Origin of the sequence: Roseovarius atlanticus (genome assembly GCF_019802205.1) — a bacterium.
GTDB lineage: Bacteria > Pseudomonadota > Alphaproteobacteria > Rhodobacterales > Rhodobacteraceae > Roseovarius > Roseovarius atlanticus_A.
Window position 1 is genome coordinate 1636145 of record NZ_JAHVHQ010000003.1, and the last position, 14054, is coordinate 1650198.

The window sequence follows — 14054 nt, forward strand, 5'->3', positions numbered from 1 at the left end:
TCAGCCCGTCTAGACGGGCATCGCACAACAGGTCTGGCTCAAACGCGACTCGATCCGTCGCTGGTGCAGGCCTTGCCAGTGTTTCGAGCCGGTTTCAACAGCGTCCGGCGCCGCAACAGCCGCCGATGGGCGGAACCACGCGCGGCAGCCCGCTCCGGGGCGAAAGGTCAGCCGGCCGGCGGGTCGTCGGGGTCCGGCCTGCCCCGGTCCGACGTCGTGGCACCCGCCTGAAGATCGGCCAGCGTCGCTCGCTCCAGCTCTTCGCGCGACATCCCGGTCAGCACGCGGAAAACCCACAGCTTGACCGGCTCGCGCTTGAGCGCAAGGTTGGCGGCAAAAACGATCAGCGCACAGACAAGCCCCGCGATCACGTAGTTCAGGATCAAGAGCGCGGCACTGGTGATCAGCCCCACCCACATGACGCGGCTGACAAAGCCCGGCACCTTGTTGAGTTTCATTCAGGTCTCCTCCCCGGCATCCCCGGCATCGGGTACCAGAAGAGACGAATCCCCGTAAGAGAAGAATCGGTACTCATTCCGGATGGCGTGCGTGTAGATGTCCTTGATGCGCTCGGGACCCATCAAGGCGCTGACAAGCATCATCAGGGTGCTCTTCGGCAGGTGAAAATTGGTCATCAGCGCGTCCGTCACCCGAAACTCGAACCCGGGGTAGATGAAGATATCCGTCTCGCCCCGCCACGGCGCGATCGTGCCATCGCGGGCGGCGCTTTCGATCAGGCGCAGCGCGGTGGTGCCCACCGGAATGACCCGCCCGCCCTGCGCTTTCGTCGCGGCGATCTCGGCCGCCGCCGCCGCGCTGACCTCGCCCCATTCGGCATGCATCCGGTGGGTCGTCACGTCCTCGACCTTCACGGGCAGGAACGTCCCCGCGCCCACGTGCAGCGTGACCTCGGTAAAGGCGACGCCCTGCGCCGCCAGTTCCGCCAGCAGCGCGTCGTCGAAATGCAGGCTGGCCGTGGGCGCGGCCACCGCGCCGGTCTCCTTGGCGAAAACCGTCTGGTAGTCGTCGCGGTCGCGTGCATCGGCGGCGCGCTTGCTGGCGATATAGGGCGGCAGCGGCATCGCGCCCGCCGCGTTGAGCGCGGCGTCAAAATCTTCCCCCGACAGGTTGAAACGCAGCACGCCCTGCCCGTCCTCCTTGTCCAGCAGAATCGCCTCCAGGCCCGCGCCAAAGCGCACCACTTCGCCGGTCCGCAGCTTTTTCAACGGCTTGATCATCGCCCGCCAGTCGCCCTCGGGCGTGGCATCCAGCAGCGTCGCCTCGATCCGCGCCTCGGTCTCGCCCTGCGCACTGTCACGCCGCCGCAGCCCCGACAGGCGCGCCGGGATGACCTTGGTGTTGTTCAGGATCAGCCGGTCGCCGGGCCGCAGGTACCGGCCCAGGTCATGAACCCGCGCATCGGTGATCCTGTCCCCTCGCGCCACCAGCAGCCGCGCCGACGGCCTCGGTCTTGCGGGCCGTGTCGCGATCAGCGCCTCGGGCAGGTCGAAATCGAAATCCGACAGCTTCATCGGCCGAAATTGCCCGTGTCGAAGCCCCGCCCCATCGGGTTCGATCTCGGCGCCTGGGGCTTCGGGCGCTCGGTGTCCGGCTGGGGCTCCTGCGCGCGCCGCGTCGATTGCGGCAGTTCCGGCGCAGGACGGCGGAACAATTCGCGGAACATGCCCGGCGTGAAGGCCGACAGCGGGTTGACGCTGACCCGCGGACTGCGGGCCGGCCCCTTGAGCGTATAGTTGAACCCGAACAGCCCCTCGCCCCGCCGGGTAAAGAGCGAGCCCACGGCGTTCACCACATAGACCGGCGAAATCACGCCCTGCATGTCCATCTGCCCGCTTTCCGGATAGTAATAGCCGTCCATCGTGATCCCCATCGCGGCGCCCACCGCGCTGCTGGAATAAAGCGTGACGCGCTGGGGCGAAAGCTGGAAACGCGCCTCCAGCGACTCGAAGTGTATGCCGTCGCCGCCCAACTGCTCCAGCAGGCCCACGACCGTCAGCGCGTTCAGAAGCGCGGCCATCGACGGCGCATCCTTGAGCCGCATCGACCCTTTCGCCGTCAGCCTGCCCTCGTAGATGCCCGGACCCTTGCCCGGCACCAGCGTCACGTCCAGCTTGCCGTTGCGGGCGCCCTTGACCAGCCCCGCCGACACCAGCACCCCGGCCGCATCCTCGGCCTGGATGCGAAAGGCGCTGCGGCCGTTTTGCGGCACGACCCGGCCGGTGATCGGCGACATGCCGTTGATCCGGCCGGCAAAGCTGCCGTTGGCGCCCTGCGACATGTCCAGGTCCGCCCGGAAATCCGTAAGCGCGATCCCGTCCGATATCTGCAGGCGGTCCAGCGCCAGCGACACCGGCCCGCCACGTTGCGTGCGTTGTCGGCCCCCACCGCCGCCATCGCCCGCCAGCGAGGTCTGGCGCAGATCCACCGAACCGCCCTGCACGCGCACCGCCGGCGCCGCACCCGCACCGCGCCCGACCAGTTCCACCGGCGCTTTCAGCCAGCTGCCGATCTGGACCTGCGAGAACGTGGCCCGGTTCAGCTGGCCGTTGTCGCGCAGGGTGACCGCGCCGCGCGCGGTCAGCCCCGCCCCCGAAATCTCCAGCCGGTCGATCGAGGGCGGTTCGCCCAGCCGGCCCGAGGCCTCCAGCCGGCCTGTCGCGCCCTGCGACAGTGCCCAATCCAGCTGCGGCACGCGCAGGCCCACACCGGCCAGGGTCGAGCTCAGCCGGAACACCCCCGGCGCACCTTTTTCAAAGTCGATCTCCATGTCGGCCCGGCCCGCGCCCGACACGCTGCCCGGCGGCAATCCGATGCCGAACTCCTCGACAAAGCGTTCGGACAATTCGATCCAGCCGCGCACCGTGCTGGTGTTCGCGCCGGGGCTGATATCGGTCTCGAACCGCCCGTCGAACGGCACCTGCCCAATGCGCCCCGCCCCCGCCACTGTCAGCACATCGTCCGCAAGCGCCACGTCCAGGGCGGCGGATGACAGCACCCGGCCCGGCACCAGAACCTCGCTGCGCACATCGCGCAACTTGCCCGCTATGTCGAACTCCACGTCCTCGACCGACAACTTTTTCAACAGGCGCAGGTCAAGCACGCCCTGCAATTCCGCCATGCCGTCCGCCAGCGTCACCTCGCGCCCGGCCTTGGTCAGAAACTCCAGCGGCGGTTCGTCCAGCAGCGACAGGGCGGCCGTGATCGTGCTGCGCGTGCGCAGGTTCACCTGCGCCGGCGTCCGCTTGATCGTCACGTCCGGAATGTCGAAACTGGTGCCCGAGATATCGATCCGCCCGCCCTGCGGCGCGGTCACGTGCCCGCCCAGTGCGGACACCACGAAACGGTTGTCCATCAAGGACGCGTGCCCGTGCGCATCTTCGATCACCGGAAAATTCTTGATGAACTGCGTGCTGAACTTCTCGAAATCGAAGCCCAGGAAAAAGTCCGGGCTGCGCTTGGGCAAGGACCGCAGGGCAAGCTGGATGTTCCGCAGGTCCGCCGCGCGCACGTTCTCGGTGATCCAGTCGCGGGTCTTGTCCTGAAGCCGCTCGGGCCAGAGCTGCAGCAGGCGGTCGGGGTCGATGCGCTCCATGTGGCCGTTCAGCGTGACGTCCCAGCCTTCCGGCTCGGCCCGCGCCTCGCCGCTCAACCGCAGCACCTCGTCCTGGTCCGACAGGCTCAGCTCGCCGAGCGTAAGCACGAAAGGGTTCAGCTTCAGGCGCATGTCCATGCGCGCGCCCTGAAGCGTGACCGCCTCGGCATAAAGGTCCATCGGGTTGGCCACCACCTCCGACAGGTTGACCTGCAACAGGATCTCGCGCGGCCAGCCTTTTTCCACCCCCACCAGATAGGCATGGCCCGTGGCGCTGGTCTTGACCCACTTGCTGTCGATCGACAGCTCGTTGAAGACGATGCGATCCTCCGACGGGTCGTAGGTAAAATAGCTGCGCACCGAGTCGAATGCGATGGGCTCGGTCGCCTCGTTGGGCCTGACCGCGCCCTGGCCGATCTGCAACGTCGCGTTGAGCGGGCCTAGCTTGCCCGTGTCATCCACCGAGGCGCGCAGCGCGCCCGAGATCGGCGCGTCGATCGCGTAAAGCCACGCCAGCGCGGGCGATTGTCCCGCCACGTCGCGGGCCGGCATGTCCTCGAAGCTCAGGCCGACCTCGGACGCCGCGCTGCCCAGCCGGCCGGTATAGTTCAACGCCAGCGTGGTGGCATAATCGCGCGCCCCGATCAGGGCGAAATCCCCGCGCAGGCGGATGTCGTCGCCGTCGCGCGTCACGTCCAGCCTCCCGCCATCGGCGGTCCAGGCCCGCTCGGTGCGCTCGTCCTCGTAGCGCAGCGAGACGTTCGTGGCCTCGATTGTCGTCAGGCTTCTGAAGGCGGGCCGGTTCAGCACCACGTCCAGCCGCTCGGCCATCGCGGCCACCGTCACCGGCTGCTGCTCGGAGGTTCCCACCTCGCCCAGCGTGACGCCCACCTCGCCCGCGTCGGTGCGCCGAAAGCTCAGCTGCGCGCCAGACAGGCGTACCGTGCTGGGATGCAACTGTCCCTGCAACAGCGCCTTCAGATCCACGGTGCCCTGCACGTCCGACAGGTTGGCGATGGGCAGGCCGGTGGTGTCGCGCACCGTCACGTCACGCAGCGACAGGCGCGGCACCCAGCCTTCCTCCATCACCACGGCCATGTCGCCGAAATGCAGCGACACGCCTTCGACGGCCGCGTTGATCTCGCGGGTGACACGGTCCCGCACCCAGTCCGGCGCCGAGACCCGCGTGCCAAGCAGCGAGACCGCCGCCACGCTCAGCCCCAGGCACACCGCCAGCACCAGCGCGACGCTCCAGAGGCCGAACCGTTTCAGGCGCTTGCCGCGAGGTTTTGTCTGCGTCGTGTCGCTCATTAATCCCGATGTCGCGCGTTCGCCGCGCATTTGCCTGCCCTCTTTGCTTTATTCTTGCCGCTTACGCGTTAATTTGAAACTCACTTTTTACTCATGGGAGAATCCGACATGCTCGAACCCGGCCAACCGGCCCCCGATTTTGCCCTGCCGCGCGACGGCGGCGACCTCGTCACCCTGTCCGAACAGCGCCCCGCGCCGGTCGTGCTCTACTTCTATCCCAAGGACGACACGCCCGGCTGCACCAAGGAGGCCATCGCCTTTACCGGCCTGGCCGAGGACTTCGACGCGGCGGGCGCCAAGGTCTTCGGAATTTCCAAGGATACCGTGGCCAAGCACGACAAGTTCCGCGACAAGCATGAGCTGGGCATTCCCCTTCTGTCCGACGCTGATACGCATGTCTGCGAGGAATACGGCGTCTGGAAAGAGAAAAAGATGTACGGAAAGACCTTCATGGGGATCGAGCGCACGACCGTGCTGGTCGACCGCGACGGCATGGTCGCCCGCGTCTGGCCCAGGGTAAAGGTGGACGGCCACGCCGACGAGGTGCTGGACGCGGTGCGCGCCCTGTGACCGATCAAAGCCTTGCGGAAATGGCGGTGGAGGTTCTCACCACCGCCGACGGGCGCGAAAAGACGGCGCTGTCGCGGCGCCATGCCGCCACCTGGTTCGCCGCCCGCGCCGCCGGGCGCGACCTGCCCGTGGGCACCGCCGCGCCGCCGCTGCGTCCGGCCCGCCCCGACCTGCCGCGTCTTTTGGACCCGCGCGACGTGCCCCGCCGCCGCCCCGGCACCGCGCCCGGACGGCTGGCGATCCTGCACGCCGTCGCACATATCGAACTCAATGCCGTGGACCTTCACTGGGACATCATCGCGCGCTTCACGGACGTGAAGATGCCGCTCGGGTTCTACGACGATTGGGTGAAATCCGCCGACGAAGAATCCAAGCATTTCAACCTCGTATGCGATTTCCTCGAGGAAAAGGACAGCCATTACGGTGCGCTGGATGCCCATGCCGGCATGTGGCGCGCCGCCGAGGACACCGCCGAGGATTTCATGGGCCGTCTCGCCGTCGTGCCGATGGTGCTCGAGGCCCGCGGCCTCGACGTGACGCCCGGCATGATCGACCTTTTTCAAAGCGCCAAAGAGACCCGGACGGTCGATGCGCTGAAGGTGATCTATGCCGAGGAGGTCGCGCATGTCGCCTATGGGTCGAAGTGGTTCCACTTCCTTTGCGGGCGGCACGAGATGGATCCGAAAACCGCCTTTCACGATCTTGTCCGGCGCTATTTCCACGGCGCGCTCAAGCCGCCTTTCAACGAGGAGAAACGCGCCGAGGCGGGCCTGCCGCCCGATTTCTACTGGCCGCTGGCCAACGGTCCGGTCCCCGGCGCCTAGCGTATCCGCGCCATCAACCCCTTATGAATCGGCAATTTTCTGCCAGTTCCGGCACAAATCGGCGCACTGCCACGCAGCCGTGGTCAAAATCCTTGCCCAATACGACCCTGCTGTGTACCCAACCCCGGACGATGCCACCGGACCATCCGGCCAAGAATGGACACGATCGCGACAGACGACGCGGCAGAGGTTTGAGCATCGACACGGGGAATAGGTTGCAAGGGACGGAGTGAAACGTGCGCAGTCGATTGTTGATCAAGCTGAACCACTTTCTGGAAAGACACTTCCCGGAACGCCGCGTTTTCCTGCGGTCAGACACCGACACACGCTTCATCAGGCTCCGCCCCGCCACGCAACTCGTTGCCTTCCTCGGCGCCTCGGCCATCGTGGCCTGGGCGATCATCGCCACCGCGGTCCTGGTGATGGACTCGATCGGATCGGGCAACTTCCGCGAACAGGCCAAACGCGATCAGCGCACCTACGAGGCCCGGCTGAACGCGCTCGAGGACGAACGCGACAAGCGCGCCGAAGAGGCGCTCGCGGCACAGAACCGCTTCAACTCGGCGCTGGAGCAGATTTCGGTCATGCAGACCGAGCTTCTGTCGTCCGAGACCCGCCGCCGCGAACTGGAAACCGGGATCGAGGTCATCCAGTCCACCCTGCGCCGCACCATGAAAGACCGCGACAGCGCCCGCAACGAGGCCGAAGAGCTGGCCGCGGCGATCGAGAATTCCGGCGACACGCCCCTGCCCGGCGCCTCGGGCAGCACCGGCGAGGACCCGATGGTCGAGTTCCTGTCGTCCCAGCTGGCCGCCACCGCGCAGGAGCGTGACCAGGTCACGGCCGATGCGGAGGACGCATTGCTGCGCGCCGACGAGATGGCCAGCCAGATCCAGCTGATGCAGGACCAGAACGACCAGATCTTCCGCCAGCTGGAAGAGGCGATGTCGATCTCGGTAGAGCCGCTGGACAAGATGTTCAGCGCCGCCGGCATGAACCCGGACAACCTGATTGCCACGGTGCGCTCGGGCTATTCCGGCCAGGGCGGCCCGCTGATGCCGCTCAGCTTCTCCACCCGCGGCGAGGAACCCTCGGCGGACGCCCGCCGCGCCAACGGCATCCTTCAGGGCATGGACAAGCTGAACCTCTACCGCATCGCCGCGCAAAAGGCGCCCTTCGCGATGCCGGTCAAGTCCTCCTTCCGCTATACCTCGGGCTTCGGGATGCGCTGGGGCCGGATGCATTCCGGCACCGATTTCGCGGCCCCCCACGGCACGCCGATCTATTCCACCGCCGATGGCGTGGTCACCCATGCCGGCTGGCAGTCGGGTTATGGCCGCCTGGTCAAGATCCAGCACGAGTTCGGGATCGAGACCCGCTACGCCCACATGTCCCAGCTGCGGGTCAAAAAAGGCCAAAGGGTCTCGCGCGGGGATCGAATTGGTGATATGGGGAGCACTGGACGTTCGACCGGCACCCATCTACACTACGAGGTCCGTGTCGGCGGCAAGGCCGTCAATCCCATGATCTACATCAAGGCTGCAAGAGATGTTTTCTAAAAGCAAAATCAACGACCCCGCGCCGAAGCAGGATTCTGCGGCCAAACCCGCCGCGCCGGCCGAGCCGCGCAAGGACACCAGCACCGCCAGCAGCGGTGAATTCAAGGCCGCGGCCCCCAAGGCCAAGCCCCCCGCCTCGGTCCTGTCGACCGATCTGCACGTCACCGGCAACCTCAAGACCACCGGCGATGTCCAGGTCGAAGGCACCGTCGAGGGCGACATCCGCGCCCACCTGCTGACCATCGGTGAAAGCGCCACGATCAAGGGCGAGGTGATTGCCGATGACGTGGTCATCAACGGCCGCATCGTTGGCCGCGTGCGTGGCCTCAAGGTGCGCCTGACCTCGACCGCCCGCGTCGAAGGCGACATCATCCACAAGACCATCGCCATCGAATCCGGCGCCCATTTCGAGGGCTCGGTGCAACGCCAGGACGACCCGCTCAACGCCGGCGGCAAGAAACCCGCCGCCCCGGCACAGCAAGGCGCGGCGCCCACCCCGGCCCCGGCCAACGAGCCGGCGAAAAGCTGACTTCGATGCAGACCCGATAGAAAGGCGCCCGGGAAACCGCGGCGCCTTTTTCTGTTGGTGCGCGATGTCTGCTATGCAGACGAAGCCGCCGTTCACGACAGAGGCCATCGTCAGCCCCTGGGATGGCGATCCGAGGGCAATTCTGAAGCACTTCATGCCTGCCAAACACGTCCTCAAAAGGATCGTTACGCCCGGCCTCGCCAAATCGCCAGCCCAAGGGAGGGGCTGACGATGGCCGGACCGCTTCGCGGCTGTTAACTGGCCGGGTGCTCGAACCCAATGTCTCACAAAGGGCTCACACCTGACCTTCGCCACGACCGCTAAGCATCACCCCCTCCTGCAATTCCGAAAATTCTGGGTATTGCTTGACACCTGTGCCGCAATCCCCCATCTGTCCCCCATCGCTGCGATTGCGCGTGAGCCGGGCCAACCGCCCGAACCAGCAACCAGCCCGATTTTTCCAGTTCCCCCATCACGCAGGGTTTCTGATGCGGCGCCAGGTGGCGCGGGATACGCCCGCGACGTCTTAAGGTGTCCGCGCAACCCTTGCGCCCGCGCATCCCGTGCGGGCCATGTCTCTTGGTCACCCGGCAGTCCGCCTTGTGGCCCGCAAAGGATACGACTTGTACGATTTCGACATGCTGGGCCTCGCGCCCGAACTCAATACCGCTCTCAAGACCGCCGGCCTGACAGAGCCGACGCCCATCCAGAACAAGGCCATTCCGCTGGCGCTGGAAGGCCATGACGTCATGGGCCTCGCCCAGACCGGCACCGGCAAGACGCTCGCCTTCGGCCTGCCGCTGATCCAGCACCTGCTGGAGGCGCCCGGCAAACCCGCCGAAAAGACCGTCAAGGCGCTCATCCTCGCGCCCACGCGCGAATTGGTGAACCAGATCGCCGACAGCCTGCGCAACCTCACCAAGGGTACCAAGCTGCGCGTCGTCACCGTCGTCGGCGGACAGTCCATCAACAAGCAGATCAGCCTGCTTTCGCGCGGCACCGACATCCTGGTGGCCACGCCGGGCCGCCTGATCGACCTGATGGAACGCCGCGCGCTCGACCTTTCCACAGCGCGTCACCTCGTGCTGGACGAGGCCGACCAGATGCTCGACATGGGCTTCATCCACGCCCTGCGCAAGATCGCGCCGCACCTGGGCAGCCCGCGCCAGACCATGCTGTTTTCGGCCACCATGCCCAAGCAGATGGAAGAGATCTCCGCCGCCTACCTGACCAATCCCCGCCGGGTTCAGGTCTCGCCCCCGGGCAAGGCCGCCGACAAGATCACCCAATCGGTGCACCACGTCGCCAAGAACGACAAATCATCGAAACTGCGCGAGATCCTGGCCGATGACCCGCACGCCCTCACGCTGGTCTTCTCCCGCACCAAGCACGGCGCGGAACGGCTGATGAAGGGGCTCGTGTCCGACGGCTTCAACGCCGCCTCGATCCACGGCAACAAAAGCCAGGGCCAGCGCGACCGCGCCTTGAAGGCGTTCCGCGACGGCACCACCAACATCCTCGTCGCCACCGACGTCGCCGCACGCGGCATCGACATTCCCGGCGTCGCCTACGTGGTCAACTACGACCTGCCCGAAGTGGCCGACAACTACGTCCACCGCATCGGCCGCACCGCCCGCGCGGGCCGCGAGGGCGAGGCGATCTCGCTTTGCGCGCCCGAGGAAACGGGCCTTCTGCGCGACATCGAGAAGGTGATGAAGATCACCGTTCCCGTCGCCAGCGGCACCGCCCCGGTGAACGAACAGGCGCAAGCTCCGAAAAAACGGGGCGGTGGCCAGAACCGCCGCCGCAAGCCGTCGCACGGCGGCAACGGACAGGCGGGCGCGAACGCAGGCGGTCAGAACCAGGGCGCGGGCAAACCCCGCCGCCAGCGTCGCCGCAACCGCGCCGCGTAAGACTTTGTAGGCCGGGGTTCACCCCGGCCTTCGCCGCCGCATCGCGCGGTCAAATCCGCACGCTTCACAATTTCGCCGCGTCGCGCAGATAGGGCAGCCGGGTCCGCGCCGTCGCCACGCGTTCGGCATCGACATTTGCGACGATCACCGTTTCCGCGTCGCCCGCCACCGCCTCTTCCACCCCGTCCGGCGCCACGATCCGGCTGCCGCCCAGGTACCGCGTGCCGTCCTCCTGGCCCGCATGGTTGGCATAGGCCAGCCACAACCCGTTCTCGAAGGCCCGTGTCGGCACCAGTTTCTCGGCAACCACGCCCCATTGATCGACCAGCGCCGTCGGCACCAGCACCAGTTCGGCGCCATGCTGCGCCGCCTTGCGCAGGCTTTCGGGAAACTCGACCTCGTAGCAGATGACGATCGCGATGCGCAGCCCGCCATGCTCCACCAGCGTGAGCGTATCGCCACTGGCGAATGTCTCTTCCTCGAAACTTCCGGGCGACGGCAACCGCTTGCGGTGGTTCGCCAGCGCCGCGCCCTCCGCCCCCACCAGCCGCGCGGCGTTGTAGATCACACCGTCCGCCGCCTCGGGGTAGCCATAGCACACGGCCGTCTCGTGCCGCTTGGCCATCTCCGCCACCGCCTCAAAGAACGGGCCTGTCGCAGGTTCCGCAAGCGCCGCGTGATCCGCGCCCCTATAGCCCGAGGCGAATAGTTCGGGGCAGACCATCAGGTCGACCTCGCGCTCGGCCAGCCGCAACTCCAGCGCCCTCAGGCGCGCACTGGTCGACAGCCCGCCCGCGTCGCATTGATAGATTCCCAGCCGCATGCGCCCCTCCCCGGTGCCACCCGGCAAAGCCAACACGCAGATCGGTTTCAGGTCAATCTTTTAGAAGAGCGCCCTAGGCTTCCAGCTCGGCATCCCAGTAAAGGAAGTCGATCCAGCTTTCATGCAGGTGGTTGGGCGGAAACTTGCGCCCCATGTTGCGCAACTGTTCTGCCGCTGGCGCGCGCGGTGGCTTGCGCAGGCTCAGGCCCGAACGCCGCAGGCTCTTCGCGCCCTTGCGCAGGTTGCAGGGCGAACAGGCCGCCACCACGTTCTCCCAGCTCGTGACCCCGCCCTTGGCGCGCGGCACCACGTGATCGAAGGTCAGATCGCCCTTCGCCCCGCAATACTGGCACTGGAATTCATCCCTCAGAAACAAATTAAAGCGCGTGAAGGCCACGCGCTTTTGAGGTTTGACGTAATCTTTGAGGACGATGACCGAGGGTATCCTGATCTCGGTCGAGGGACTTCGCACCGTGTCCTCGTATTCGGCGACGATATCGACCCGGTCGAGGAACACCGCCTTCACCGCATCCTGCCAGGGCCAGAGCGACAGCGGATAATAGGAGAGCGGCCGATAATCGGCATTCAGAACCAGCGCCGGATGATGCTTCAGCGCCGAAGGCGACCTTACGAATTCCGTCCTGAAATCTGCATCCATGACCTTAGTTACCCCCGCTCGTAATCGCCTCGTGCTCTGGTGCGGGGCGTGACAGCCGCCCCTTGATTGACTTCACTATATATCGTGTTCCGCCTCTGGCAAGCACTGGATTTGGCGGAACATCTTGCGATTTGGGTAGCGCGATTCCGTGACGGGGATGTGACACTTATCCACAAGGGGCCGATCAGCCCCGGACTCCGCGTGCGCCATGCCGGACCTCCGCCGGAGCGACGCCACATTGGATGTGGCGGGTCAGGTTCTGAACGTTTCCATCCCGCCATCCAACAGCCTTAAAAGCTCATCTGAAACGGGCGACGGCTTGCGCAGGTCGAATACACTCAGATCAATCCCGATATCGGCAAGTGGCCTTATCAATATCTCGGCATTGTCCGCTTCGAAAAAATACACGCCTGCGCCCAATTCAGCCGGATCGCCAAAACACCGGCATGCTTCCGCGTAAAACGCCTCGGCATCTGATGCGGCCGAACTCAACGCACGGCCTTCCTTTCTCGAAATGGCTCCGAAAAACCGAAGCGCAAAGGAAATGAGACTGACATCACCATATGGGCTGCGCACCAGTTCCTTTTTGCCCTTGTGGCTTCGCAGCGCGTAGTTTGCCGTTGGACAGGGGGACTGCACTTGCCGGGATGACAGAATTGAAAAGTATGATCGCGACTGGCGCGTTTCCATGAAACTGATCCCGTTGAACAAGGGGTCGATGTCGGTCAGATCCTTCAGTTCAAGGAGATACTGGCAGGGCTCTGTTGGCTTCATTTTCCCTTTGTCACCGACCAGTGTCTCGAAATGTCCGCTGGCGGCGACATCCGCGATGAAACCCAGAAACGATCTGACCTCTTGTCCGAGCGGAGCGTTGAAAACGGTTTCTGCCTCATGCCAGAACGCCGCGCGCTCCTGCGTGGGGGGGATCGCGACACCGTGCTTCGCCTCCACCATGCTGGTTAGCGCATCGAAGTGCCCGTCATGATCGTTTGCGTCCAAACCCGTGAAAAAACCCACTATGAAGCACCTTGTGTCTGTGTTGCGATATGTTCAGGTCAGGACCACATCCGCAGGTTTCACCGCTCGGTCTTCAGCAGGTTTCCAAACGCGATATGCATTTCGCGATCGCTATCGGACAGCGTGTCGCCCATGCGCCAGGTGGTGAGGCGCAGCGTTTTTGTCGGGCCTACAGAGACCGTATTCACATAGATATTGGACCGGCCGTCCCGTGACCCGCGGGCGACGTAAACAAAATTGCCGCTTGCGACCTTTCCGGCCTGCAACAGAGCGAAATCCCGGGTTTCTTCGCTGTCTGCCTCGGCGAGGCGGCGCGCGGCGCGTTCGCTTTCCAAGCCGTCATTCGTGCCCCCGTCGAAAATCCTGACATTGGCGGCAAAACCAACGGCGGTATTGTAGAAGAGAAAGCCATCGCCGGCGTCTTCACGCGGCTCCCATGACGTGTCGTCGAGACATATCGAAATACCCAGCGGCTCGTTGAGAGGCATGCAGGCGAAAGCAGGGTTCAAGGGCAGACACAGAGCGCACATGAAAAGCACTGCCTTCGGAAGGCTGACTTTATCCAGTACGGTTTTCGACAGTGACATTTGATCTGAAGTAATCTTGCATATTCAATCAGGGCTTGAGATTTTCGGCTATCATGATCGTCATGCCCGAGCAATCTACACTATTATATGACGCAGCCGTCCTTCCTGCCGCCCGCAACAACTGTCAGGATCGAGTCCGTTGCAAGACACTGGCATCGAGCCCCCAGCCGGTTAACAGCCGCGAAGCGGCCCGGCCATCGTCAGCCCCTCCCCTGGGCTGGCGATTTGGCTGAGGCTGGGCGCACCGATCTTTCCGAGGATGTATTTGGCAGGCATGAAGCACTTCATAGTTGCCGTGGGATCGCCACCCCAGGGGCTGACGCTCCCCTCCGTCGTGACCGGCAGCAAAGTCCACACAGCCGACATTCCTACCGCCCGCACCGCATGTCAGGATCGAGTCCGGTGCAAGACACTGGCGTCGCGCCCCCAGCCGGTTAACAGCCGCGCAGCGGCCCGGCCATCGTCAGCCCCTCCCCTGGGCTGGCGATTTGGCCGAGGCTGGGCACGACGATCTTTCCGAGGACGTATTTGGCAGGGATAAAGTGCTGCAGAATTTCCGTCGGATCGCCACCCCAGGGGCAGACGCTCGCCTCCGTCGTGAATGACAGCTTGGTCCCGCCGACCGCCACCGCAGAAATCCGCGAGGCCAT

The 14054-nt window shown here is 65.1% G+C and carries 13 protein-coding genes; 5 read left to right on the plus strand and 8 right to left on the minus strand.

Features of this window, described 5'->3' with window-relative positions; genetic code table 11:
* Positions 1 to 167: 167 nt before the first annotated feature.
* The 3 genes from KUV49_RS13915 to KUV49_RS13925 are packed head-to-tail and all read right to left on the minus strand — an operon-like array spanning position 168 to position 4924.
* Complete coding sequence (locus KUV49_RS13915) at positions 168 to 458, minus strand: hypothetical protein (RefSeq protein WP_152498098.1); 291 nt, start codon at positions 456 to 458, stop codon at positions 168 to 170.
* Complete coding sequence (gene queA, locus KUV49_RS13920; protein ID WP_222450463.1) at positions 459 to 1532, minus strand: tRNA preQ1(34) S-adenosylmethionine ribosyltransferase-isomerase QueA; 1074 nt, start codon at positions 1530 to 1532, stop codon at positions 459 to 461. It abuts the gene before it with no gap.
* A complete protein-coding gene (locus tag KUV49_RS13925) occupies positions 1529 to 4924 on the minus strand; it encodes a DUF3971 domain-containing protein (RefSeq protein ID WP_222450464.1) in 3396 nt (1131 codons plus the stop codon). The genes queA and KUV49_RS13925 overlap by 4 nt, the downstream gene beginning before the upstream one ends.
* A gap of 108 nt (positions 4925 to 5032) precedes the next feature.
* Here KUV49_RS13925 and KUV49_RS13930 point away from each other — a divergent pair, with 108 nt between their 5' ends.
* The 5 genes from KUV49_RS13930 to KUV49_RS13950 all read left to right on the plus strand — a co-directional run bounded on the left by KUV49_RS13930 (position 5033) and on the right by KUV49_RS13950 (position 10319).
* The gene (locus tag KUV49_RS13930) at positions 5033 to 5494 is read left to right on the plus strand and encodes a peroxiredoxin (protein ID WP_222450465.1); all 462 of its coding nucleotides are present in this window, start codon (positions 5033 to 5035) and stop codon (positions 5492 to 5494) included.
* A 20-nt stretch (positions 5495 to 5514) separates the two neighbouring features.
* Positions 5515 to 6318 (plus strand): ferritin-like domain-containing protein, encoded by an 804-nt coding sequence (locus KUV49_RS13935; protein WP_222451008.1) that lies wholly within the window; start codon positions 5515 to 5517, stop codon positions 6316 to 6318.
* A gap of 236 nt (positions 6319 to 6554) precedes the next feature.
* Positions 6555 to 7877 carry a M23 family metallopeptidase gene (locus KUV49_RS13940; RefSeq protein ID WP_172978097.1) on the plus strand — a complete coding sequence of 441 codons (1323 nt, stop codon included), beginning with the start codon at positions 6555 to 6557 and terminating at the stop codon, positions 7875 to 7877.
* Positions 7867 to 8406: a polymer-forming cytoskeletal protein gene (locus KUV49_RS13945; protein ID WP_222450466.1), complete on the plus strand. Its 540-nt coding sequence runs from the start codon at positions 7867 to 7869 to the stop codon at positions 8404 to 8406. The genes KUV49_RS13940 and KUV49_RS13945 overlap by 11 nt, the downstream gene beginning before the upstream one ends.
* Before the next feature lie 623 nt (positions 8407 to 9029).
* A complete protein-coding gene (locus KUV49_RS13950) occupies positions 9030 to 10319 on the plus strand; it encodes a DEAD/DEAH box helicase (RefSeq protein WP_222450467.1) in 1290 nt (429 codons plus the stop codon).
* Positions 10320 to 10383: 64 nt separating this feature from the next.
* On the opposite strand, the gene KUV49_RS13955 is transcribed toward KUV49_RS13950, so the two are convergent.
* The 5 genes from KUV49_RS13955 to KUV49_RS13975 all read right to left on the minus strand — a co-directional run bounded on the left by KUV49_RS13955 (position 10384) and on the right by KUV49_RS13975 (position 14054).
* A complete protein-coding gene (locus KUV49_RS13955; protein ID WP_222450468.1) occupies positions 10384 to 11142 on the minus strand; it encodes a carbon-nitrogen hydrolase family protein in 759 nt (252 codons plus the stop codon).
* 73 nt (positions 11143 to 11215) lie between these two features.
* Complete coding sequence (locus KUV49_RS13960) at positions 11216 to 11800, minus strand: HNH endonuclease (protein ID WP_222450469.1); 585 nt, start codon at positions 11798 to 11800, stop codon at positions 11216 to 11218.
* A gap of 252 nt (positions 11801 to 12052) precedes the next feature.
* Entirely contained in the window at positions 12053 to 12817 is a 765-nt protein-coding gene (locus KUV49_RS13965) for a hypothetical protein (protein ID WP_222450470.1), read from the minus strand.
* A 59-nt stretch (positions 12818 to 12876) separates the two neighbouring features.
* Positions 12877 to 13404, minus strand: coding sequence for a hypothetical protein (locus KUV49_RS13970; RefSeq protein WP_222450471.1), 528 nt, complete (start codon positions 13402 to 13404; stop codon positions 12877 to 12879).
* 434 nt (positions 13405 to 13838) lie between these two features.
* Positions 13839 to 14054 carry a hypothetical protein gene (locus KUV49_RS13975; RefSeq protein ID WP_222450472.1) on the minus strand — a complete coding sequence of 72 codons (216 nt, stop codon included), beginning with the start codon at positions 14052 to 14054 and terminating at the stop codon, positions 13839 to 13841.

Excerpts from the sequence above, each read along its gene's own strand:
- KUV49_RS13915 (WP_152498098.1), bottom strand. The coding sequence starts at position 458 with ATGAAACTCAACAAGGTGCCGGGCTTTGTCAGCCGCGTCATGTGGGTG.
- queA (WP_222450463.1), bottom strand. The coding sequence starts at position 1,532 with ATGAAGCTGTCGGATTTCGATTTCGACCTGCCCGAGGCGCTGATCGCG.
- KUV49_RS13925 (WP_222450464.1), bottom strand. The coding sequence starts at position 4,924 with ATGAGCGACACGACGCAGACAAAACCTCGCGGCAAGCGCCTGAAACGG.
- KUV49_RS13930 (WP_222450465.1), top strand. The coding sequence starts at position 5,033 with ATGCTCGAACCCGGCCAACCGGCCCCCGATTTTGCCCTGCCGCGCGAC.
- KUV49_RS13935 (WP_222451008.1), top strand. The coding sequence starts at position 5,515 with ATGGCGGTGGAGGTTCTCACCACCGCCGACGGGCGCGAAAAGACGGCG.
- KUV49_RS13945 (WP_222450466.1), top strand. The coding sequence starts at position 7,867 with ATGTTTTCTAAAAGCAAAATCAACGACCCCGCGCCGAAGCAGGATTCT.
- KUV49_RS13955 (WP_222450468.1), bottom strand. The coding sequence starts at position 11,142 with ATGCGGCTGGGAATCTATCAATGCGACGCGGGCGGGCTGTCGACCAGT.
- KUV49_RS13960 (WP_222450469.1), bottom strand. The coding sequence starts at position 11,800 with ATGGATGCAGATTTCAGGACGGAATTCGTAAGGTCGCCTTCGGCGCTG.
- KUV49_RS13970 (WP_222450471.1), bottom strand. The coding sequence starts at position 13,404 with ATGTCACTGTCGAAAACCGTACTGGATAAAGTCAGCCTTCCGAAGGCA.
- KUV49_RS13975 (WP_222450472.1), bottom strand. The coding sequence starts at position 14,054 with ATGGCCTCGCGGATTTCTGCGGTGGCGGTCGGCGGGACCAAGCTGTCA.